Source organism: Actinopolymorpha alba DSM 45243, from assembly GCF_000373925.1.
In the GTDB taxonomy this organism is placed as follows: Bacteria; Actinomycetota; Actinomycetes; order Propionibacteriales; family Actinopolymorphaceae; genus Actinopolymorpha; species Actinopolymorpha alba.
On record NZ_KB892743.1, the window covers coordinates 32,096 to 53,552 of the forward strand.

At 67.6% G+C, this 21,457-nt stretch carries 16 protein-coding genes; 5 read left to right on the forward strand and 11 right to left on the reverse strand.

What is annotated here, in order from left to right; all coding sequences use genetic code 11:
- Window positions 1–43: 43 nt before the first annotated feature.
- Window positions 44–1,612 carry an Hsp70 family protein gene (locus tag B141_RS0109740; protein ID WP_051114022.1) on the forward strand — a complete coding sequence of 523 codons (1,569 nt, stop codon included), beginning with the start codon at window positions 44–46 and terminating at the stop codon, window positions 1,610–1,612.
- Window positions 1,613–1,628: 16 nt separating this feature from the next.
- Here the strand turns inward: B141_RS0109740 and B141_RS0109745 are convergent, their stop codons facing one another.
- From B141_RS0109745 to B141_RS0109770, 6 genes are all read right to left on the reverse strand, one after another.
- The gene (locus tag B141_RS0109745; protein WP_157180911.1) at window positions 1,629–2,636 is read right to left on the reverse strand and encodes a hypothetical protein; all 1,008 of its coding nucleotides are present in this window, start codon (window positions 2,634–2,636) and stop codon (window positions 1,629–1,631) included.
- 113 nt (window positions 2,637–2,749) lie between these two features.
- Window positions 2,750–5,044 carry a hypothetical protein gene (locus tag B141_RS0109750; protein WP_020574972.1) on the reverse strand — a complete coding sequence of 765 codons (2,295 nt, stop codon included), beginning with the start codon at window positions 5,042–5,044 and terminating at the stop codon, window positions 2,750–2,752.
- Entirely contained in the window at window positions 5,041–8,028 is a 2,988-nt protein-coding gene (locus tag B141_RS39855) for an ATP-binding protein (RefSeq protein WP_020574973.1), read from the reverse strand. The genes B141_RS0109750 and B141_RS39855 overlap by 4 nt, the downstream gene beginning before the upstream one ends.
- The gene (locus B141_RS39860) at window positions 8,025–8,621 is read right to left on the reverse strand and encodes a PrgI family protein (RefSeq protein WP_020574974.1); all 597 of its coding nucleotides are present in this window, start codon (window positions 8,619–8,621) and stop codon (window positions 8,025–8,027) included. Before B141_RS39860 ends, B141_RS39855 begins: the two co-directional genes overlap by 4 nt.
- A 62-nt stretch (window positions 8,622–8,683) precedes the next feature.
- A complete protein-coding gene (locus tag B141_RS0109765) occupies window positions 8,684–8,959 on the reverse strand; it encodes a TrbC/VirB2 family protein (protein ID WP_020574975.1) in 276 nt (91 codons plus the stop codon).
- Window positions 8,960–9,047: 88 nt separating this feature from the next.
- On the reverse strand, window positions 9,048–10,886 hold the full coding sequence (locus B141_RS0109770; RefSeq protein WP_157180912.1) for a conjugal transfer protein: 1,839 nt from the start codon (window positions 10,884–10,886) through the stop codon (window positions 9,048–9,050).
- Window positions 10,887–11,390: 504 nt separating this feature from the next.
- On the opposite strand from B141_RS0109770, the gene B141_RS49100 reads away from it, so the two are divergent.
- Both B141_RS49100 and B141_RS0109780 read left to right on the forward strand, forming a co-directional pair.
- Entirely contained in the window at window positions 11,391–12,029 is a 639-nt protein-coding gene (locus tag B141_RS49100) for a TcaA NTF2-like domain-containing protein (RefSeq protein WP_084678207.1), read from the forward strand.
- Between the two features lie 350 nt (window positions 12,030–12,379).
- Window positions 12,380–12,898: a hypothetical protein gene (locus B141_RS0109780; RefSeq protein ID WP_020574977.1), complete on the forward strand. Its 519-nt coding sequence runs from the start codon at window positions 12,380–12,382 to the stop codon at window positions 12,896–12,898.
- A 190-nt stretch (window positions 12,899–13,088) separates the two neighbouring features.
- Here the strand turns inward: B141_RS0109780 and csaB are convergent, their stop codons facing one another.
- The 4 genes from csaB to B141_RS0109800 form a co-directional block, all read right to left on the reverse strand.
- Window positions 13,089–14,126 (reverse strand): polysaccharide pyruvyl transferase CsaB, encoded by a 1,038-nt coding sequence (gene csaB, locus B141_RS0109785; protein WP_020574978.1) that lies wholly within the window; start codon window positions 14,124–14,126, stop codon window positions 13,089–13,091.
- Window positions 14,123–16,207 carry a DUF5693 family protein gene (locus tag B141_RS0109790; RefSeq protein ID WP_157180913.1) on the reverse strand — a complete coding sequence of 695 codons (2,085 nt, stop codon included), beginning with the start codon at window positions 16,205–16,207 and terminating at the stop codon, window positions 14,123–14,125. Before B141_RS0109790 ends, csaB begins: the two co-directional genes overlap by 4 nt.
- Complete coding sequence (locus B141_RS0109795; RefSeq protein ID WP_169512918.1) at window positions 16,204–17,676, reverse strand: lipopolysaccharide biosynthesis protein; 1,473 nt, start codon at window positions 17,674–17,676, stop codon at window positions 16,204–16,206. Before B141_RS0109795 ends, B141_RS0109790 begins: the two co-directional genes overlap by 4 nt.
- A 151-nt stretch (window positions 17,677–17,827) precedes the next feature.
- Entirely contained in the window at window positions 17,828–18,706 is an 879-nt protein-coding gene (locus tag B141_RS0109800) for an Fpg/Nei family DNA glycosylase (RefSeq protein ID WP_020574981.1), read from the reverse strand.
- Window positions 18,707–18,848: 142 nt separating this feature from the next.
- Between B141_RS0109800 and B141_RS39865 the strand changes: the two genes are divergently transcribed.
- Complete coding sequence (locus tag B141_RS39865; RefSeq protein WP_157180914.1) at window positions 18,849–19,187, forward strand: hypothetical protein; 339 nt, start codon at window positions 18,849–18,851, stop codon at window positions 19,185–19,187.
- Here B141_RS39865 and aat read toward each other — a convergent pair.
- Complete coding sequence (gene aat / locus B141_RS0109810) at window positions 19,127–19,819, reverse strand: leucyl/phenylalanyl-tRNA--protein transferase (protein WP_020574983.1); 693 nt, start codon at window positions 19,817–19,819, stop codon at window positions 19,127–19,129. The two genes, B141_RS39865 and aat, sit on opposite strands and share 61 nt — an antisense overlap.
- An 872-nt stretch (window positions 19,820–20,691) precedes the next feature.
- Between aat and B141_RS0109815 the strand changes: the two genes are divergently transcribed.
- On the forward strand, window positions 20,692–21,372 hold the full coding sequence (locus B141_RS0109815; RefSeq protein WP_026257065.1) for a hypothetical protein: 681 nt from the start codon (window positions 20,692–20,694) through the stop codon (window positions 21,370–21,372).
- Window positions 21,373–21,457: the final 85 nt, after the last annotated feature.

Sequence of the window (21,457 nt, forward strand, 5' to 3'; positions counted from 1 at the left end):
ACAGTTCTTCTCGATCCTCTCTGGTGAGGAGGCGGCATCGCTGATGCGGATCCGCCGGCCAACCCCCGGGCCAGGCAGGGCCGTGGGGATTGACCTCGGCACCACGTATTCCGCGGTGGCGAGAGTCAACGAATTCGGCAAGCCCGCGATCCTGCCCAACCGCGACGGAGAGAACATCACGCCGTCGGTGGTGTTCTTCGCTGGCGAGCAGCCGATCATCGGGACGATGGCGAAGCGGTCCGCGGTGACGTCGCCGCTGGACGTCGTACAGTTCGTCAAGCGGTCGATGGGAGATCCGACCTGGCGGTTCGAAACCGAGGCGGGCACCGCGTACCGGCCGGAGGAGATCTCGGCGCTGATCCTCAAGCGGCTCAAGGAGGACGCCGCCCGTACGCTCAACGCGGACGTCACTGACGCGGTCATCACCGTGCCGGCGTACTTCGACGACGGACCACGGCGCGCCACCATTGACGCGGGAACGATCGCCGGCCTGAATGTGCTGCGCGTCCTCAACGAGCCCACCGCGGCCGCCCTGGCGTACGGCATCGACGGCATCGACGGCACGGCATCCGAAACCATCTTGGTCTACGACCTGGGCGGCGGAACCTTCGACGTGACGGCGATGTGGATCCATGCGGACGAGTTCAGGGTGTTGGCCACCCATGGCGACCGCAACCTCGGTGGCTTCGACTTCGACAACGCCTTGATGCGGCTCCTGGACGAGCGTTTCGTCGCCGCGGGTGGGCCGAGCCTGCTGGATGTCGACGAATGGGAAGCTGGCCTGCGCGAGCGAGCCGAGGTTGCCAAGCACACCTTGACGACGGTTGACCGGACGCGGGTTGCCTTGTCCGCGGGGGGATTCTCGACTGTGGTGCCGGTGACGCGGGCGGAGCTCGAGGACGTGACCTCGGCGCTGCTGAGCCGGACCCGCGACATCGCCGAGCAGGTTGTCGAGGAGGCCGGGCTCACCTGGACGTCAGTCGACCGGATTCTGCTGGCAGGCGGTGCGACGAGGATGCCGATGGTACGCCGGATGCTGGCGACGGTTTCGGGTGTGAAACCTGATGGTTCGGCGAACCCTGACGAGATCGTCGCCTTGGGCGCCGCCATCCAAGCTCACCTGCTGACAACGGAGGACGACTCGCCCTCTGCCATCCGTGCGAGGGGTACGCCAGCGATGCGCCGCCCCGTCATCCACGACGTCACCTCCCACGGCCTCGGCAAGCTGCTCTACGAACCTGGCACTGACAGGCTGGTAAACAGCGTCATCGTCCCGAGAAATACGGAGGTTCCAGCCAAAGGATCATTGGTTTCCTACACGCGCTATGAAAACCAAGATCGCCTGAGGAGCAGGATCACCCAGGGAGACGATAAAGATCCCGCCACCGTACAAACGATCGGCTCAGAGACATTTCCCATAACCAAATATCCAAAAGGCGCTCCGTTCGAGACCTATCTTGCCTACGACGCTGACCAGACAGTCTTCGTGGAAGTGAAGGACCTCACCGCCGACAAGCTCGTCGGGACGTTTGAGATTCATAACGTGGCCAACATGCAGGAGGAGGAAATCAGGAACGCGGCCGAGCGCATCAGACTCGTATCGCCGGACTGATTGAGCTTTCCCTTCTTCAATGATTGGCACTCGGAAGTTTCGTCGAGACCGCACGACCGATCCGATCCATTCGCCTCTCGTCAAGGCGCAACCGCTGCGAGCGAGCCCAGTCGCTCAGCCGCTCACCCCTTGCCAGCACCGCTTTGGAGGAACCTCCCTCTCCGGTGCCCCCGTGAATGAGGGCGAGTTCGATCAGGCCGCCAGCTAGCTCGGTCTCATCCCAGAAGACAACGAGTCCGTTCACATCTTCCGGGTCGACGCCGAGGAGGTTAGTAATATCGCGGACCGCCTCCGCGATCGGACGTAGGCGGACGGCGAGCATTTTCACGTCGCCATCGAGTGCGTAGGCTTCGTCGTGCGTGCTTCCAGCCTGACCAAGAGAGACCAGCTCAACCCTCCCCTCCCAGTGTCTGGTCGCCACCACAAACACACCCGCAGGCCCCACCACGAGGTCCTCGATCTGTCGACCGTCCGGGAGCACGCGGGGGCCAAACTGCTGCCAGCCTGCGCCGAGGTCGGCCAGGGCCTCCTGAGTTCGGTGCACGCCCCGGATGTGGGCCGCGCCGTCCGAGGTTGACGTCGACGTCTTGTCCGGGGAACGTCCGCTGCGTCGATCGCGGTGAGCACACCACGCGACGACCCCCATCGCAAGGCACAGTCCCATGATCGGCACCACCGCAGGCGCGAGATACGCCACCACACTCGCGCCGACAAGCACAGCATGCGCAAAAAGAACCGTTACCGCCGCGTTCCTGCGGCTGTTCTTGATCCCAAGCCAGCTTGCAACGACGACAACACTGCCGAACAGCCAGAACGCCAAACCAAGCTGGACAGGAGAGACCGACTCGATACGGTTGCCAACCCAACGGGTCGTCGCAGACGTGAGAACGAACATCACCGCAAGAGACGCCGCCGCAGCAGCAGCGGCCGGGCTACGCCGCCACCACAAGGCAAACCCGAGCAATACCAGGGCACCAACCACAATGACCGTCGCGGCGTCATCCCGTAAGGCGAGTACGAGCAACGCGAGGGCAACGATCCCGGCGGCTCCTACTCCCAGGAGCCTCCAGCGTCCACGTCTGCGGTTGTCTCCCGGACCAGACGAAATCCCACGCTCACGAATCGTCAACATCATCATCAGGGAGGCGGAGGACCAGCATCATCGTCCTCACCAGTGGGCTTTCGCTCGGTTAGGACCCTCTGGCGTTCTCGGATGCGCCTCATCTCGGCGTCGCGGCCGATGCGCTCGCGGGCGGCGTAGGCGGCGAACTGTGCGTCATGACCGATGCGGGTACGGCTGACGGCGCCCGTCTTGCTGCCTCGTACCATTCCGCTCACCGTCCCGGCAACCATGCCGGCGCCCGTTCGGCCCGCCTGCCTGGCCTCCCGGTAACCCGCCGTCATCCCGGCGCCAGCCCCAGCCGCCAGGCCAGTCGCGATCCTCCCGGTCGACCGCATGCCGCTGGTAAGGCCCGAGTCTGACACCGCCACGCCCGAGTGGGATGTCTCCTGGACGATCTGCGGCGCGATTGCACCGCTCCGCAGGGCGGTCAGGAGTTTCCAGATCGCGGCCGCGGCGACCAACATCAGGAAGATCTTGATGACCGTGCCGCCTTCTGCGACCTGCAGAACGTTCAGAACGGCGAGCAGAAGCGCCAGCACCAGGCCGAACACGCAACGCAGGAAGACCGCCTGCACCATGATGCCCGCCACCATCCGGACGATTCGCCGGGCGGGTGGGAAGGCCGCGATCGCTCCCACGACCGGAATGAAGATCCAGGCCATCAGGAAGACCGCGTGCCAGAAAATGGTGAGGAGCGCGAGAATCCCCACGAAGACGAACGCAATAAGGTTCACGAAGAGCGCGGCGATCGCGGTCGCCATCCGGCCCGTCGGCTGCGTACCCCGCCAGAACTCGTAGTTAGGTGAGTAGTTCTGCGCGACCTTGTACTGCACGCCTTTCCACAGGAAGTAGTGCTGCCCAGTGTCGATCGCTTTGCCGTCCGCCTCGTCGAGCGTTTCGTTCCGGGACAGCGCCTGCGCGATCACCTGCTGCACCGCGAGGTTGATCTTCGCTTCTGACTGGCCCGGTGCGGCTGGGCGGTTGACGCAGCGGTACTCGATGCTCTCGGGACCCTGTGGTCGTTGGTACTCGGGCGGCTGGCCGTTCGGGCAGTAGTCCTTGCCGCCGAACTTCAGGTCGTCCACCTTGAGCTGCCGGTCCGTACCAAACTGCCCGTTGACCCACGGCTGGAACAGCAGGATCTCGTAGAGCGTGCAGGACGAGATTCGCTTGCCGAGGTTGTAGGTCAGGGCCCGCTGCGGGTCGTCGGGCGCGGGCTTGAGGTTCGGCGTTCCCACCTGCTGTGGCGTCGGCACCGTCGGCAGATAGCACGGGCTCGACGCATCGCGGTTGCGGTTGATGATCGCCAGATCCATCACCGCGGAATTGAACTCCGAGGTGTACTTGTCGACCGCACTCGTGACTTTGACGTAGTTGTTTCCGGCGAGGATCGCGGCGATCGCCACCACAATCAGGGCTGAGCTGATAACGCCGGCATAGGTCTCGCGGGCGTCGGCGCGTCGATGGATCCTGGTCAACACCCAGACCCCGGTCACCGCGACCGCCACTGCGACGGCTGGCACCCCCACCATGGTGTTCAGGTTGCTCAGCAGACTCTGCTGTGCATCGTAGAACGCCGAAAAGGGCGCCTCGTTGCTGGCGAGCTGCTTCACCCCGATGGTGAGGCCGCCGAAGAAGCCACCCACCGAGAAGATCATCTGCGCGATGTTGGTCGCAGACGCGTCCATGATCGAACATTGCTTCTCGAAGTTCTCTTCGGGCTTGTCGGCGTTGAACTTCGTGGGGTCGTTCTTGACATCCTCCTTCAGATTCTTCGGCGTGTACGACCACAGGAGTCCACGCGGCCCGGCGACCTCGAGCAGGGTGTGATCCGAAGGGTTCGTCTGACGACCGCGTTTCGCCTTGTCCGGATCGGCGTCCGGCTCCACGTCCTCCTTGGCGATGATGGGAATCCAGGCGGTCATGCCCGCGCCGCCGTGCTCCGGACCGGCGTTCGAGATTTCGCCGCTACCGAAGGGACAGTCCCATGGCGCCGCCTGCGCGGGTGAGACGGCCAGCGAGACGCCGAGCAGGGTGCCCGCGAGTACACCGACCGCGGCCAGCGCACGGCCGAGTCGGCGGATGCGCGGCCGCCACACCCGATGGAGGGAGTGCCGCCGGCGCGGAGGAGCCGCCGCGGTCGCGGGTACGGCAAGGAGGAATTCGACCTCGCGGTCTTGTCCCAGCCGCCTGCGCGGTCGGTGTGTGGCTCCGGCCCCGCGCGGGCTTCGCCCGCCTGGGCCCACCCCCACCATGTGGATCCGGCCCCCACGGGCTTCGCCCGCAGGGCCCACCCCCACCTCGCTCACACGGAGATCCCTTCGTCGGCTCGCACATCGTCTTGGGCAAAGTCGTCGTCCGTCGCCGGCGAGGTCGGGGTCGGTGTCGTGGTCGCCGATACGCCATCCACCAGTGTCGACGCCTCTTCGACAATCCGCCAGTCATCGACGTCGGCAGATGGGTCGATCGCCTTGAACCGCGCCTCCAGATGGGGGTTGCTCTGGATCGCCGCCGCGAACTCGAAGAACGCCCGGTCCACCTCCACGCTCGCGAGCTCGGAATCGACGTCCCGCATCACGCACTCGCCGTCCCGCAGCGACTTCAGCGTCTCGATCATCGGCCGGTCATCGGTCAGGCGGTTCAGGAGCGGCAACGTCTGTGCGGTATCCGCGTCAGAGTGGTGCCGGAACGCGAACACCGTGTGGATCTGGTTGGTCCCCGCCGCCTTCGCGTCCACGTCTTCGGACTCGATGCGGGCCAGGTCACCGGCCTGCTGGGTGATGAGGACGACCCCGATGTTGAACGCCCGACCCTGCTTGAGGACGAAGCTGATGAGGTCGCGGCCTTCGCCGGTGCTGGCGACGCTGTACGCCTCGTCGACGAACAGCATTTGCGGACGCCAACCCTTCGCCGTATCGCGTTCGGTCGTCTCTTCCAGCATCTGGAAGCCGAGCCGGGTCACCAGGTAGATGATGCCGCGGGCGATGTTGGCCGAGGAGCTGTTGCCGTGCGCCCGGGGAAGCCCGCGCAGCGTGATGATGGTGCGGCGCTTGCCGCTGTCATCTACCGCGACCGTCGACTCGCGGGCGAACGCCACCCGGGCATAGGGGTTCTTCCGCAGGTCCTCGAGCACCGCCGCCGCGAACCGCAGGTCGCGTACCTCCGTATCGGCGACCCCGGCGTCCCGCACGCGTTCGAACTCGTCGACCACCATCTGCAGGACGTTCCACGTCGTTGGCCGCGGCACGTTTCGCTCGACGTCCTCACGGGTCGCCTCCGGGTGTGCCGAACGGAACGCCGCCACCTCCCGGTCGTACTCGTTCACCATCACCGAGAACGCCTCGACGACATACCCACTGATCCGGCTCCACGCCACCTCGCCGAGGAAGATCTCCAGCATCGCCTGCGCGTGCATCCGGCCCTCGGTCACGGTCGCCGACGTGAGCAGCGGATCGAGGTTGCCGGCCCGACCGCGGAGCGGGTCGATGATCTCGGTGTCCCGCCAGTACGCCTCGTTGATCGGCTGGAACGGACACCCAGCTTCCCCCAGGCAGCCGTCGGCCGCGTGTCGCATGAACTCCGAATCGAGCACCTGCGACCCGAACGCCAGGTAGTAGGCCATCCGGGCGGCATCGATCTTCGGGTCGATGAAGACGCAGCGTACGCCGGCCTCGGATTCGTAGTGGAACATCTTGAGCGCGAGAGTGGTCTTGCCGCCGCCAGACGCACCGACGATGACGACGCCCGCGCCGTTCTCCCGAGCGATCGCGGAGTGCGCGGAATAGTGGACGGGGTAGTGACCGTCGCGGGTACGCCCGACAAGGATGCCCTGCCAGCCCTTGGCGATACCGTCCCGGCCCACGACGGCGCGGTCACCGACCTGGGTCGCCGTCGTCAGCAGTGCGACTCCGAGTTGGTCCAGCTCCTGCAACCGACGGAACGGCGCGATCCGGCCGATCGGCGACTTGTCACCGTCACCAGGAAGCACGTTGTAGAGAAGGCGGTACTGCAACCGCTTCGGGCGGAGGATGGTGGCGTCGAGCGCCTTGGCGAAGAGGCGTTCGATCCGCTTGCGGCGGTTCTCCAACTCCTCGGGCGTCGGCGCCGAAAGGCCGAGGAGCAGCTGCGACTCCATGCCGGGGAACGGCCGGCTGTCCTGCTCGTCGACCAGGTGGTTGGCGCGCTCGACCTGCTCAACCAGCAGGGAGTCGATGCGGGCGCTGGCCCGATCCATGTCGCGCGCCTCGTCCTCGAGGTTGTCGCGGATCTTCTTACCGCGGTCGCGGAGCTCCTCCGGTGGCAGCAGGATCCCCCGCCACGACACGACCACCGGGAAGTCGAGACGCTTGAGGATCCGACCCCAGGCGCGGGACTTCGCGAACCTGATCGCGTCTGGCCAGCCGGTCGCCACGAGCGTGGTGAGGTAGGTCTTCTGGTCCTCGCCGGTGTCGTCGTCGATGACGTTCACCTCGAGGCGGCTCTTGTGGTTGGGCGCCCGGAAGTCCGCCGCGAGCTCGAACTCGTGCGCGCCCCACGGTCGGCGGTCGATCGCCTGCTCGTCAGGGATCGGCAGGTGCCCGAAGAGGCAGGTGCGGATGATGCGTACCAGATCCCGCCGCAGCATGGGCTGGACGCCGATTCCGGAGTCGACCGCGACGGCGTACACCTCGTCGGCCCGCTCGTGCCACTCGGCGATGACCGCAGGATCGAAGTACTCGTCGTGAACGCCGGTCGCCTGGTCAGCGATCGCCGCGACCGCCGCCGAGCCGCCGCCACGGCTGTCACCGAGCTGACCGATACGCATCAGGAAGACGACGTCGTACTGCGCGCCGAGGCGATCCTGGGTGATCGCCCGGCCGGATTCGCGCCTGATCAGCTTGCGGTAGTTGTCGGTGGGTTTCCACGCGCGTTCGAGCAGGTCGAGGGTCCAGCCACGCAGGTCGGGACGGCGCGGTACGAGCATCACCTGGAACTGCGGCCGATGGAACTCCCGCGCCACCTGGTGCAGCAGGTTGGGTAGCTTCAGCGCCTCGGGAACGAGGTCGTCGCTGGTGATGTGCTCGTCGGTCGTCGTCGTGATGAAGAAGCCGGTCCAGACAGACCTGCCCCACACGAAGATGATGTCGTCGCCGTAGCGGTACGGCAGGCGTTCGCGTTCGGCCCGGGGCTCGCGGGCTGGTTTGTTCTGGGTGGGCTTGTCGTCCCCGCCGCCGGCGTTGAAGACGAAGATCGCGATCGCGCCGATACCGACGACGCCCAAGGCGATGAGCGGCAGGAGATACAGCGGGTTCATGCGACCGACTCCTCCATGTGGATCCGGCCCCCACGGGCTTCGCCCGCAGGGCCCACCCCCGCCTCACACTCGGGTACGTCCCCGGCGTACGGAGGTGCGGTGTCACCGGACTGGCGGCGGATCAGCCGGTCCGCGCGTCCGGCCCGCGCCTCGGCCAACGCGCGGTGCCAGCGGGGGTGCACCGGATGCCAGAGGATGACCCGCCAGTGCACCATCTCTGGTTCCACGTCCGCCGCGAGGCCGTGGATTCGCCGAGGCTGCAGGAAGAGGTAGTCGGCGGCCACCAGGAGGTTCTGCTCCGTCGTCAGTCCGTTGCGCCAGCGTCGCGGCCACAACGAGTAGATGGCGATGGCGATGGTCAGACAGCCGAGGATCGTCCAGAGGTTGAGCGCGATCGCGGGCAGCACGGGCGCTGCCGCCATGACGCCGCCGAGCAGGCCGAGGAACACCACACCCGCGATGACCAGGGCCCGCAGGTCGATCCCGCCGATGATCGTCAGCGGGACGCCCTCGGCGAGGTTCCACAGCTTCTTACGCCGCCGCTCGAGGTCGGTGTGATCGAAGGCGACGTACCGCCCCGAAGGCTCGGCCATTCGTTACCTCCCCATTTACGAGTTGGCCCTCGCGGACAACCGTGCGGCGAACTGCGTACGCGTCACTGGCCGCCGACCTGCTTGCCGATCGCACTGAGCAGCGCGGCGATACCCGATGCACCTCCGATGAGCAGCGCGGCGAACGCGACGACACCCATGTTCTGGATGGCCTCGCGGAAGTTGTCGCCGCGACGGATCGCGAACATGACCTTGAATCCGATGATGATGATCGCCACGGTGAGCGCGCCGACCGCGACTCCGGCCAGCAAGCTCTGGATCCGGCCGAAAAACGCGTCGAGTTGCGACCCACCGGACGCCACGATCACGAGGTCGCCCATCTCCCACTACCTTCCTCAGTTATTTCTCAATCACGGGGCGCGAGCACTGTAATGAACACTGCGGGGCTCTTGTCGTAGAAATCCGGTGTCAGCCCCCCTTCAAATCGGGGACGCCGCCCCGCACGTCCCTGACCGCCCACTCCTGGCTGGGGCTTGACGCCTGCGTCGTCTTCACCAGCTGCAGGCGGTACGCACGGGTCTCGACGGCGCCGCTGCCCGAGCCGGGGCTGCGCCAGTTGACCCACACCCAGGCTTCGGTCACCATTCCGGTCTTCCAGGTGTACGGCCCGCCCGACGTGTCCACGCCCTTGGGCAGGAAGACGCGAACCTCCCTGATCGTGGGCTCCGTCACGGTGCCACCCAGCCCGGTGGTGGTCCGGCTGGTCGCGTCCGGCGTCACGAAACGTTGGAGCGCGGGAGCGTTCGAGGCGCCCCACGCGGCGAAGAACTGCTGGAAGAACTCCCCCTCGGTCAACGCGTCACCGAGGCCACCGTCGACGTTCGCGGGTGCCTTCGGCTCGGGCGCCGCGGCGAGGTTGGGCTGCGGCATCTCCCCGAGGTCTCCGACGATGCGCATACCGTCGGCCGAGGACAGGTTCGCGACGTACACCGGCACCGCGACGATCCGACTGCCGGCGCTCGTCAGAGCCCGTACGGTCATCATGCGGGACTTACCGGCGTACCCGGGGACGTTGATCGGCTCGGACTCGCCGGTCCAGCTGGTGTCGACGACGGTCTGGGCGCCGGTGCCGTTCCAGCCGCAGGTGGGGTCGGTACCAGTCGAGACGTACTTCTCCAGCTGCGCCTCCCGCTGGTTGTTGGCGCCCGGGGTCGCATCGTGCGTGAGGCAGATCCGGGCGTAGTCCGCTGCGAACCTCCCCGCCTGCTCGAGCGGGAACTCCGTCAACCGGAAGCGGGCGATGTCTGCGCTGCTCAGCTGGTACGTGTTGTCCTTTCTGATCCCGTAGCCCAGAGAGAACGCGAGGTACGCCACGATCCCGACCACGACCAGGCACGCGGAGAGGACGAGGGTCACCCTTACGGCGGCGTGGGCACCACGACCGCCGGAGAACCGGCCGCCAGGAGCGGGTACGTCGAAAGTGCCAGGTTGGCGGGCGTTCTTGGCAGCCGCGTTCTTCCTGGACTGGCGCCTCGACTGACGCTTGGACTGGTTGGACTGCTGGTTGGAGCGGGCGTCCCTGCGCTCCTCGCGGCCTTTCGGCGGGCGAGCACTTCCGCGGCCACCTCGCGGGCCTCGGGCTTCCGTACCTCGAGCATCGTCGTTATCTGTGAGCCGACCCACGGAGGGCGTTGCCGGCCGGCGTTCGGCTGCCTGGCGATCGGCCGCCCGACGTTCGGCGGCCCGACGTTCGGCGGCTTGGCTCGTCGCTGGTCGGCTCGACCCGCGAGACGTCTGCCGACCCGGCACGCCGGAACCGGCTGGCGTGAACTCGTCGTCCTGTTCCTCTTCGGAGGGCGGATATCCATGCCGAGATTGAAATCCCGGTTCGGCTGGACTGGCGTCTGGGACCGGGTCCGAGTCCGGCTCCTGCCCAGGCCAGAAGCTGTCTGGTTCGGCGTGCTCGACCGGAGGGTATGCGGGGGCGGGTGGCTGGCTGAGGTCGCCGTTCACTGAAGGACGTCGAACCTCGAGGTCCTGGTCGACGGGCTGGGGGGCCGGGACCGGCGGCGCTTCCGGGCGTCCGAACCGATGGCCGAACTCAGGCGTACCCGTGTCCGTCACGCTGTCGTCAACCGGCGCGCGGTCGGGGTCCTGCGGGGGTACGTCCTCGTACGGTGCCGGCACACCTTCGTCAGGAGACGCCGAAGTCGAGGGCGCGTCGGGTTCCTCGGCCTGCGAGGTCCGTCGCTGCCAGGAGAAACGCATCCGGGACAGCGGTGTGGGGGGTTCGTTCGGCTCTGTCATGACCCTACTGTTCTCGGCTGCTTGCCCGTCGTAGTCACGATAAGCGCGAAGACCTCCCCTGTGCGTCTTAGGACAGACAGATATGGACTTGCCGCACTCGACCTGACTCAACCACCGCGAGAGTACGGCCGCAAGCTGACACCAACCACCCCTCGCTACTCAACTCCCCCAAGGCTCCGTACGGCCATGATAAGCGGCTAAACGGACAAAATGATCACTGGTGGGCCCCGGCGTGTGGCCCGGTCCTGCAGGCGAGTCAGGTGGGGTGGCGAGGGCTGGTGCTGCCTTGCTCACAGCGCCCCGGCGTTGGCTTGCCCGACTGGTCGATTGGTCTGGCTGTTGGGACCTGCATGATCGCTGGCTGCTGATCCAATTCGTCCGCGGAAGACAGCGGCGCACCTACCCTCCCGCAGGCGCGCCCCGCCGGGAACGACTGATGGGCTTGCCGACCGAGCCAGACAATCGACGCGAACCTTCACCTATCCACAGGAGACAGGCCTGTGGATGACGATCTACTCGGATGGTGGCAATCCGGTTACGATCCCCGGCACGATGACAGCCATGACGACATCACACCTGCGCCGCCTCGCCGTCGCCGCCGCGGCATCCGGCGCGCTCGCAGTCACCGCCGCATGCACCGGCAACCCCGAGCCACGAACCACCTCCACAGCGACATCGAGTACGACACCCACCGCCAGCGCAACCCCGTCCCCGACAACCCCGACACCGACCCCCACCCCCACCCAAGACCTCGAAGCCCAACTCCTAAGTGCGACGAACAGGTTCTACAGCGAGATCAGCAAGGCCTATCAAACATTGGATATAAGACCCGTAGAGGCACTCTTAACACCCGGATCCGATGCCGCAAGTGGATATACCGATTACATCAAGGACGCCAAGTCAAAGGGACACAGTTTTCGAAAAGTCCCGAACTACAGGGTCAGCTCTTTTACTCTCGCGTCAGCGAACGTCAACGACAACACCAGGGAGGCAGTTTTCACTCAATACGCAAGCGGCCTGACCGAGGTCGACCAGGGCGGACAAGTGGTTACATCTTTAGAGTCAGAGTCAGGTAAGACCCGTATCGTCTTTATGAAAGTAGGGGATCAGTGGCTAGTGGAGAGGCAAGACATCATCTCGTAAACGCTCAACACGGCATAGCCATCGCATTGTTGATTTTGATAACACTCGTTTCCGCGATGCTCGATGCGACTGATGCTTTCGCTGCCACTCAGTCGGGTTGTCAGCGCTGTGGACCAAAGCCACCCCCCACTCCATCCCCTCCCGATGGAAGGGAAGGGAGGTTCGTTGGCGCCGCCCTCTTTACTAGGGACGGAGATGTACTTTCCGCGCCAGGGGGTAGCCGAGATTGCGCCGACTGTGAATGGCTTGTGATGGAGATGTGCTCGCAGGGGAAAGGTGATGGCGGCTGGGGTTGTAGGCAACGCCAAGATTACTGTCAGCAGACAGGACAAGTTGGCAGCCCCTTCAGCGTGTGGCTTATCGAGCCGAGCGGGAACTCAACCTTCGTCCGCTACGTGTGTATCGGTGACCCTGAGGACATCCTCACGGTTGAGGATGTAGGCGAAGAGATCAAGAAGCAATGGGTTGCGTACGTGCCGGAGCAAAAGCCGACGATGCAGCCGCCAAATGGTAAGGCTCTCGTGAACCTGCCAGCTATCTTCCACTCGGGCCAGCCAAAGGAGATGCCAGAGACCTCTGCCGACGTTTTCAACTTCACGGTGAACGTTAAGGCGAGGGGGGAGTGGGCCTGGGAGTTCGCGCCCGGGGTTACGAGGACCTTCGACGTACCGGGCAGCACCTACCCCGACGATGAGGTCTCGCACACCTACGCCCAAAGCGGCCCACAGAACGTCGTCCTCAACACCAGGTGGTGGGGCTCTTTCACAGTCGGCAATGAAGGACCATGGGACATCGAGACACCCGCCACCCAAGGCCCCTACGAACTACCGCTCGAGGTTGTCGAGTCATCCCCGGTCCTCGGGAGATGACGCTCTCGCAACACGCGGAGCGGGTCGAAAACGGGTCAGAGCAGGTCCAACGAACGACCCAGCGTGCCGTGGCTCAAAGCCAGTTTCCGTTGTACGGGCCACGGCCGCATCCGGGTTCGGGTTCGGGTTCGGGTTCGGGTTCGGGTTCGGGACCGCACGAAAACACGGACAGCGCATCCACCCGCCCGCCTCACACGCCAAGGAGGCGAGCAATCTCCCGCGCCGGGCGCTGCGACTCCGCGCGCAGGACCTCCAGCCGATCCAGGTACGCCTGATCCGGACCCTCCAGCGCCTTGCGGACCTCCGCCACCAACGCATCGTGGTCAACCGGCCCAGGCAAGGTAGCCGCCACCGGCTGCCCGACCTGCGTTGCGAACGCCGCGACCTTTGGGTCATACGACAATGCCACGAATGGACGTCCAGCTGCCGCAGCGGTAATCAACGCATGCAGCCGCATCCCCAGAACAGCTCGCGAGCCCACCACCGCGTTCAGCACGACGCGGTGTCCCTTCGCCGGATCGACCACGGGTAAACCCACAGACGCCGCAAGCTCACGGGTGAGCTGACCATCCTGCCCCGCGTGAAACGGCACCAGCACGATCTCGATATCCCGCGCCAGCTCCGCCAGTGCCGACCTCAAGACCGGCAACCACTCCGCCGACCCCGCCCACGGACGCAAAGCAACAGCCAAACGCGCCGACGGCTGCACCGACTGGACCAGCGACAGGTCCACGCCGAGCACCGGATCAGGCACCAGCTCCAGCTCACGAATCCCCAGCTTCGCGGCCAGCGCCATCGACTCGACGTCTCGGAACGCGATGTAGCTTGCCGACCGCAACGCGGCCCGCGCCAAACGCCGATTGAACCACCGGCGGAGCGGCCCCAAACCCTGCGCATAAACAAAGACCGGCTTCCCCGCCGCCCGCGCCGCCAGCATCACGCCGCCATAGAAGGCCACCGGACGAGCGCTCGTCACATCCTGCAGGAGGCTCCCGCCACCCGCGACCAGGCCGTCAGCCGACCGCACCGCCCGCAGCACCTCCGCGAAGTCGGACCGGGGTACGGCGGGCAGACGATGCGCGGCCATGGTGTGGTCAGGGTCGCCGGAGATGACGACGAACTCCGCCGACGGCCCCAACGCCGACCGCAACGCCGCCACCTCGGCCGCCAACAACGCTTCGTCTCCGGCATTGCCGAACCCGAAGTACCCCAACAGCGCAAGCTTCACCCGGGCACCTCCACGCGTTCCGTCTCAGTTGTCGAAGGTGCCCGCCGCCGAGCAGGCACCCGGCGCGACACGAACCCGATCAGCCAGACCGCGCCGCATCCCAGCACCAAGCCGATCACCATGGCGTACGCCGACCGGAGCAGCGCCACCGGGAGCGGGGTATGGAAGTGCGCGAACGTGTCGACCATCGACGCGGTGCCGATCGCGGCGACGGCCGCCCAAAGCCAGCGCACGCGTCCCGACGAGGCGACCGCGACCACCAGCGCGGGCAGTCCGAGCAGTGCTTCCTTGAACCGCGGCCTTACATACAACGCCTCGTCGAGGGTGTCCCGCAACCAGAGCTCGTACCCCGGCGCGATACCGGAGTTGCCCGACCGAACCAGGTAATAGCCCGCGACCGCGAGAACCACCGCCCCGGCCACGAGATGCCAGGGCCGCACCAGGCGCCCCACCCGCACCACGCCGCCCACAAGTCCAGGGAGGCCCAGCGGCCGAGCACCCACTGCCGGCGCTCCACGAGAACCCATCGAAGCAAAGCGCGACGCCCACAGCGAAGCGACGAGAACGCATCCCACGATGGCCGGCGGCCCTACCAGCAGAGCCTTCACCCCGAGGAACGGCACGAGTCCGGCCATGAAGACGCTCCGGCTCCCGAGCGCCGCCACCACCAACCCAGTGGCCAGAGCAACACCCATGCCGAAGACATACGACGTAACGAGCAACCGGCGCCGCGCCGGGCCAGCCGGACGCGCGTCTCCAACCGCCACCAGAACCGCCAGGGACGCACCCGCGATCGCAACTGCCAGCGTCAGCAGCTGCCACAGGACCAGCCGCCCCGTCGCCAGCGCAGCCACCGCGAGCAGAACAGCCCCGCCAACACCAACCCAGACCGCCCGCCGAGACACCACCCAGCGACCCCAGCGCCGACCGGCGAGCGCCGGAAGCGGCGTACCAACAAGCCATCCACCCGCGACCGCCAGCAGCAGGATCGCCGCCACCGCCACGGCAGCCCGCTCGAGCGGCCCCGGCTCCACGGCCGGCAACGGGACCGGCGGCCCCACGCGGAGCCCACCGGGTAGGTCACTGGTCAACCGAGGCGCCAGCCCGCGCACCCGTTCCAGGGGCAGCTCCGCGTCGGGATCTTCCGCCGGAGAACGCAGGACCAGCAGCCGGACGCCGCGTTCCTTCTCCGCCCGATGGCTGCGTACGACCAGCGCGTCGTCCTGGTCAGCTGGCGTGATCGCCATGATGTGGGCGCGTACGACGTGACCGGGCAGGCGTGCGCCGTAGGACTCCGCACCCGGCAGCGTTCCCAGGTCGGGAAGCGCCAGGTGGAAGCCGCGCTCGGAAAGGTAGGACGCGAACGCCACCCGGTCAGCCGGCCTGGTCAGGAACGGCAGCGGGCCGAGCGCCAGCACGACACGCGCACCAGTGACGTCCGCCGCCCGGATGATCTCGGCCTCGAGCCAGCCGCGCCCGGCCACGACCCGGGCGGGCAGGGCCAGCACCACGCGGTAGCCCGCCGAGGTGAGCGCCGCCAACCGGGCCTGGTCGTACCCCACGGCGATGTCGCTGAGGTCCCGCATCCCGTCCACGCGGACGAACGGCACGGGCCCGTCGGTCGAGGGCAGCGATGCGGTTGTTACGCGCGCACCGAAGCGAGCCCGGAGTACACCGGCGAGATCCGCGAAGACACCACCCGGATCACCCGGCCGTCCCTTGAGGACGCTGGCCTTGCCTCGCCCAGCCAGGGCCGGCGGAACGGCGCCGGTGCCGGCGAGCAGACCGACATCCATCACGACGACGTCCCCGCGGGCGAGGTACTCCCGCACGGACCGCATGCCCACGACGACCGTCCCGACCCCGGCCGCGGTGAGCTCCCTGGCGGTGACGCCTGCCGGCGCGGTCCCTGCCCGGGTCCACGCCTCGACGGCGGAGTCGACGACGGCGAGATCCACGGTGTGCGTACGACGTTCGGCGGAAGCCCGGACCGCCAAGGCCGGCGCCGCGAGCACGACGGCCAGCACGCAGGCAATGACGACCCGCCGCCGCCCAGCCATCCAGACACCGAGCGACCTCATGCCGAGCCCCCCGGAGACTGGGGGTGGGAGGGCGCTTGGGGGCGCGTCGCCGGCGGATGAGAGGACGCGGAACGACGAGCCAGCCGGCCACGAGCCAACCGACCACCGACGAGCCGCACCAGGTCCACGACGTCCGCGGGTCCGGGCAGCAGCGCCAGCAGCCGGCCACCGGTCACCCGCCGGTAGCAGCCCAGCAGCACCACCGCCGTACCCGCGTACGCGACGAACGACGCCAGCGCCGCCCCCTCGATGCCGAGCAGCGGGATGAGCACGAGATCGGCGACCACAGTGAGGCCGGCACCCACGCCCGTACCCATCGACACCAGGCCCGGCCGCCCCCGTCCCTTGAGGTCAGCGGCCAGGATCCGGGACAGCGCGAGCGGCAGCATCGCGGCCAGAAGGAGCAGCAGCGCGGTGGTCCCGCGCCGGTAGACCGCACCGAAGAACCACCCGAGGACGAGCGGCGACACCACCGCCAGCGCGGCGGCGATCCCGAGCGTGGCCAGGAGAGTCAATCGGCTGGTGCGTTCGGTGGTCGCGGTGGCTCGCGGATCGGCCTGCGCGGCGACGTGGGGGAACAGCATGGACGACGCCGCCGTCGACGCCTGGCCGACGACCTCGGACACCCTGGTCGCGACGAAGTAGATGCCGGCGAGGTCGAGGCGAAGGAGTGCCGGCACGAGCAGGAGGTCGAGCCGCAGGTTGAGGAACGTGAGGACGTTGCCGACCTGACCGGCCAGCCCGAGCCGGAGCGCCTCACGGGAGAACGTCCGATCGAACCTCGGCCGCAGTGACCCGACCACCCGGCGTACGGCCACGAGCGCAGCCAGCGCCGGGACGGCCACCCCGAGACCGGTCGCGAGGACATACCCCTCGGCGGTCCGGGACACCACGCCCAGGACGGCGGCGGTGAGGCCGAGGGTGGCAAGGCTGCGCAGGACGTCGGCGAGGATGTAGGCCCGCCGGCGCTCGAGGCCGAGCAGGAGTGACCCGGCGACTTCGTACCCGATCGTGGCAACGGCGATCAGCCCGGCAGCAACGAACAACCCCGGCGCCGGCTGGTCAAGGACGACAGCCCCCACGACCGGCGCCGCGATCCCAGTGATCAAGGCCGACCCGCCGAGCGCGCCGACAGCGAGCATGAGGATGTACGACACCACCGCGGGACGCTGGTCACACCGCCGGCCGAGGAAGTAGATGGCGGCGATGTTGAGGCCGCCGTTCGCCATGATCGCGACCGCCCAGCCGACGGTGAGACCGACACCCGCCGCGCCGAGGGCGGCGGGGTCAAGAAGCCTGGCAGCGACCACCCCGGCGACGAACGTCGCGACCACGGACGCGAGCCGCGCACCGGTGAGCGCGACCATCGCCGAGCCGAGGGAACCCTCGCTGCGCTCGGTCACACGCTCGCCGAGCCGCTCGGCCTCCGGCACGGCGTACCCCTTCCAGACTTGTCGGTGACGGCTCATCGACCGCCCTCCGCGACTGAACGCGGCAGCCGTCGGTGAGACACCTCCGGCGGGGCGGCCGGACCCACAATGCCGCAGGGCACCCTCAACCGGCGAATGGGGCATATGCGGACGCCGCAGTCGCGGCCGACGCGCGCGGCCGCGCGACCTCTTACTTGAGCAGCCGCGACAGCCGGCGGTCTGCGAGCGGCTTGCCGCCGGTCTGGCAGGTCGGGCAGTACTGCAGGCTCGAGTCCGCGAAGGACACCTCCCGCACCGTGTCACCGCAGACGGGGCACGGCTGGCCGGTCCTGCCGTGGACCGCGAGGTTGGTCTTCTTCTCCGACTTGAGGTCCTTGGCGGCAAGGCCCCGGGAGCGTTCGGCCGCGTCGGTCAGGACCTCCTGGATGACGGTGTGCAGCGTCGTGCTCTCCGCATCGCTCAGACCGCTGGCCGGCTTGAACGGCGAGAGCCGGGCGGCGTGGAGGATCTCGTCGGAGTAGGCATTGCCGATCCCGGCGATCCGGGCCTGGTCGGTGAGGATGCCCTTGATCTGCGCCCGGCCGGCGGCTCGCAGGATCTCGCGGAGCCGGTCGACGGTGAAGTCGGCGCCGAGCGGGTCGGGGCCGAGCCGCGCCACGCCAGGCACCTCAGACGAATCGGCTACGACGTAGCACGCGAGCCGCTTCTGGGTGCCCGCCTCGGTGAGGTCGAAGCCGACACCGTCCCCCAGGTGGACGCGGAGCGCGAGCGGACCCTTTCCGGGCCGCGGCGGCTTCTCGGCGAGCGAGGTGCTCCAGCGCAACCAGCCGGCGCGGGCCAAGTGGACGAGGAAGTGAAGATCAGCGGCGCCGTCCCCGGTCATCGTGAGGTCGAGGAACTTTCCGTGCCGCCCGACAGCCGCGATCGTGCGGCCGGTCAGCGCCTGGATGGGTGGTTGGAACGTCTTGAGCGCGCTGATGGCCATGACGTCCACGCGTTCGACGGTGCGGCCGACGGCCTCCGTACGCAGGAACCCGGCCAATGCTTCGACCTCGGGCAGCTCAGGCATGCGCCTATCCTCCCCCGCGAACCCACCTAGCGGAAGGATGGCGGAACGGGCGCCGGCAGGAGACGGGTCGATACCCGGTCAGACACCGTCAATGCTGAGGAAACCTGTTCGGATCCTTGATCTTCGGGGCATGATCGGTGGTATGTCCGACGTCACCACGCTGCCGGTCCACGGCGAGGTGTTCCTCGATGCGAGGGGTGACGACCGTTCGCTGCGGGTCAACTGGCACCGCCAGGGGGGTCCCGACGGCATCGTCGTGCTCTCCCTCTGGAGGGAGGGCACCTGCGTGGGGACGTTCCGCCTCCGCGCCCGCGATGTGCCGCTCCTGATCGACGTACTCGCCCGCGGCGTCCAGCCGTTCGCCACCCACGGCGCGCACGCGGACTATGGCGCCCACGCGGACTACAGCACTCACGCGGACTACAGCGCGCCGGCATACGGCCCACCGAACACCGCCGGCGCCGACAACCTCAGCGCCTGATCCAGCATCCGGAGGTACTCCTCCCGCGACACCTCGACCGCACCAAGCGACGCCAGGTGGGGCGTGCGCCACTGCAGGTCGAGCAACCGGCGGTCGGCGTCATCGGCGGCGAGCAACTCGACCAGCCCGACGAGCGCGACCTTCGACCCGTCCCGCTCCCGGTGGAACATCGACTCGCCGGCGAAGAGCCCGCCGATCGCAACGCCGTAGAGTCCACCGGCGAGCTGGCCCTCGGGTGTCCAGGCCTCGACCGAATGGGCCCAGCCAAGCTCGTGGAGGCGTTCGTACGCCGCGATGATCTCGGGCGTGATCCAGCCGCCCGGCCGCTTGGGGTCGGCGCAGGCGCGGATCACCTCGTCGAAGACCGTGTCGACCCGGATCGTGAACCGCCGGCACGCCTGCCGCAGCGACCGCGAGACGCGGATGCCGTCGATGGGCAGGATGCCGCGCCGCAGGGGTGACCACCACGGCATCGGTCCGGTCCGCCGGAGCGGCATCGGGAAGATGCCCTGACGGTACGCGGCGATGAGAGTGGTGGGTTCGAGGTCGGCGCCGTGGCCCACCAGGTCCCCGTGGCCCGCGAGTAGGGGCGACGGGAACTCCCATCGGGTCGGCGGCATGTCGGTCGGCACAGAAACCAATCCTGCCGGAGCGCTCAGACAAACGGGGGCGCTGCGGCCGCCGCGCCGCTGCACTTTGAGGCTTGTTCAAAAGCCCGTGCCGGATGGCTTGCTGCGCCCTGGTCCGAGCGGAGGCCGACGTGTGGGGCTTGGCGCCGATGTGGTGGCCGGGGCAATCCATGCTCGCTTCGGCATGAGTGCGTGCGCTACTTGTCCGAAGGTTCTCCGCGTGGGAGGGGTGTCGATCCTTCGGACAAGTCTGCGATCCCTCACCACGGCGGCCTGTTGTCTCGCGTACCAGACGGCTTGCGGTGTATCTCAGCATCCGAGCCGACTGGGTGTACGCGATGTGAGACAGCGCGGACCTCGCGTGGCAAGTCGTCACCAGGCAAGGCAAATTGAGCGTGCTTCGTGGGGAAATGCCGCGTGAGGTCCCGCCCGTCTCAAATGGCCTACACCTGATCGTTCCAAATACTGAGAAACCGGGCGGCAAGCCCGGGTTGTCATAGGAATGTCGGCTAAGGGACCGAGAAACCTATGACAACCCGACCAGTCCAAAGGGCTTGTCTCGTACCGTGGGCAGACCTGAAGACGCCCTCGCCTCCACATCGTCGCCAAGCCCACGTCGGCCGCCGCTCGGGCCAGGCACAGCAACTCGGGCCAGGCACAGCAAACTGTCGGGCGCGACCGGGTTTTGGATAGGCCTCAGCCTCCGTGCGTGAAGGTCAGTGCGCCGGTGGTCGTACTCGCCGGCCGAGCCCGAGCCCGAACGACTCTCGGCGGCGGCCACCAAAGCCACGATCCGGACAGCCAGGCTCGAACGGTCCGGGAAAGACGTATGGTTCGTGACAGATCCCCGGCGCCAGATGGGACAGGTGTCGACTATGCCAGTAGGAAAGATGGTGGCGCGCGGCCTCGCACCGATGGTCCGCCAGATGGCTCCGCGAGCGGCCGCTGGTCTCTTCCGGTCCGTTCTCGACGCCGCGATCGACGGCCGCGGACGCTTCCCCGGCGCGATCGCCGTGGCCGACCGCCACCTCTCCCGGGCGGACGGTAACCACGTCATGGCGGCGAACGACATCGTGGAGCAGCATGTCCGGCTGGCCGGCGCCCAGGGGTTCGTCACGAGCCTCGGCGGTTTCGCCGTCATGGCGGTCGCCCTCCCGGCCAACGTCACGGGTCTCGCCGTCCTGCAGTCCCGGATGGTCGCGGCGATCGCGCACCTCCGGGCGTACGACCTGTCCGATCCGCGCGTCCGCACCGCCGTCACCGCCTGCCTGCTCGGCGAGGATGCGATCGACGAGCTCATCACGAAAGGCGCCCTGCCTGCCACGCCGCTGGCCATCGCGACCGCCCCGGTCCATGACCCCACCCTTGACAACCGCGTCGCCGCCGAACTCGGGACAATCCTCACCGCGCGGGTCGGCGGCAAGCGTCTCGGTCTCACCGTGAGCCGCCGGATTCCGCTGGTGGGTGGCGGCGTCGGTGCTGTCGTGGACGCCGTGTCGACGTACCGTGTAGGCCGGTACGCGCAGGGTGAATTGCCCCCTCGTCGTTCGGTATAACGACGTTCGTTCGGCATCTCGAACAAGTCCGGTATTGGCAAGCGCCTTCCCTCAAGGGCATCCGGCGCCTTACGCTGCCGCAACG

Bases quoted from the DNA above. Each gene is read 5' to 3' on its own strand.
- B141_RS0109740 (WP_051114022.1), top strand. From the start codon at position 44: ATGCGGATCCGCCGGCCAACCCCCGGGCCAGGCAGGGCCGTGGGGATT.
- B141_RS39855 (WP_020574973.1), bottom strand. From the start codon at position 8,028: ATGAACCCGCTGTATCTCCTGCCGCTCATCGCCTTGGGCGTCGTCGGT.
- B141_RS39860 (WP_020574974.1), bottom strand. From the start codon at position 8,621: ATGGCCGAGCCTTCGGGGCGGTACGTCGCCTTCGATCACACCGACCTC.
- B141_RS0109765 (WP_020574975.1), bottom strand. From the start codon at position 8,959: ATGGGCGACCTCGTGATCGTGGCGTCCGGTGGGTCGCAACTCGACGCG.
- B141_RS0109770 (WP_157180912.1), bottom strand. From the start codon at position 10,886: ATGACAGAGCCGAACGAACCCCCCACACCGCTGTCCCGGATGCGTTTC.
- B141_RS49100 (WP_084678207.1), top strand. From the start codon at position 11,391: ATGACGATCTACTCGGATGGTGGCAATCCGGTTACGATCCCCGGCACG.
- B141_RS0109790 (WP_157180913.1), bottom strand. From the start codon at position 16,207: ATGAGGTCGCTCGGTGTCTGGATGGCTGGGCGGCGGCGGGTCGTCATT.
- B141_RS0109795 (WP_169512918.1), bottom strand. From the start codon at position 17,676: ATGAGCCGTCACCGACAAGTCTGGAAGGGGTACGCCGTGCCGGAGGCC.
- B141_RS0109800 (WP_020574981.1), bottom strand. From the start codon at position 18,706: ATGCCTGAGCTGCCCGAGGTCGAAGCATTGGCCGGGTTCCTGCGTACG.
- B141_RS39865 (WP_157180914.1), top strand. From the start codon at position 18,849: ATGTCCGACGTCACCACGCTGCCGGTCCACGGCGAGGTGTTCCTCGAT.
- B141_RS0109815 (WP_026257065.1), top strand. From the start codon at position 20,692: ATGCCAGTAGGAAAGATGGTGGCGCGCGGCCTCGCACCGATGGTCCGC.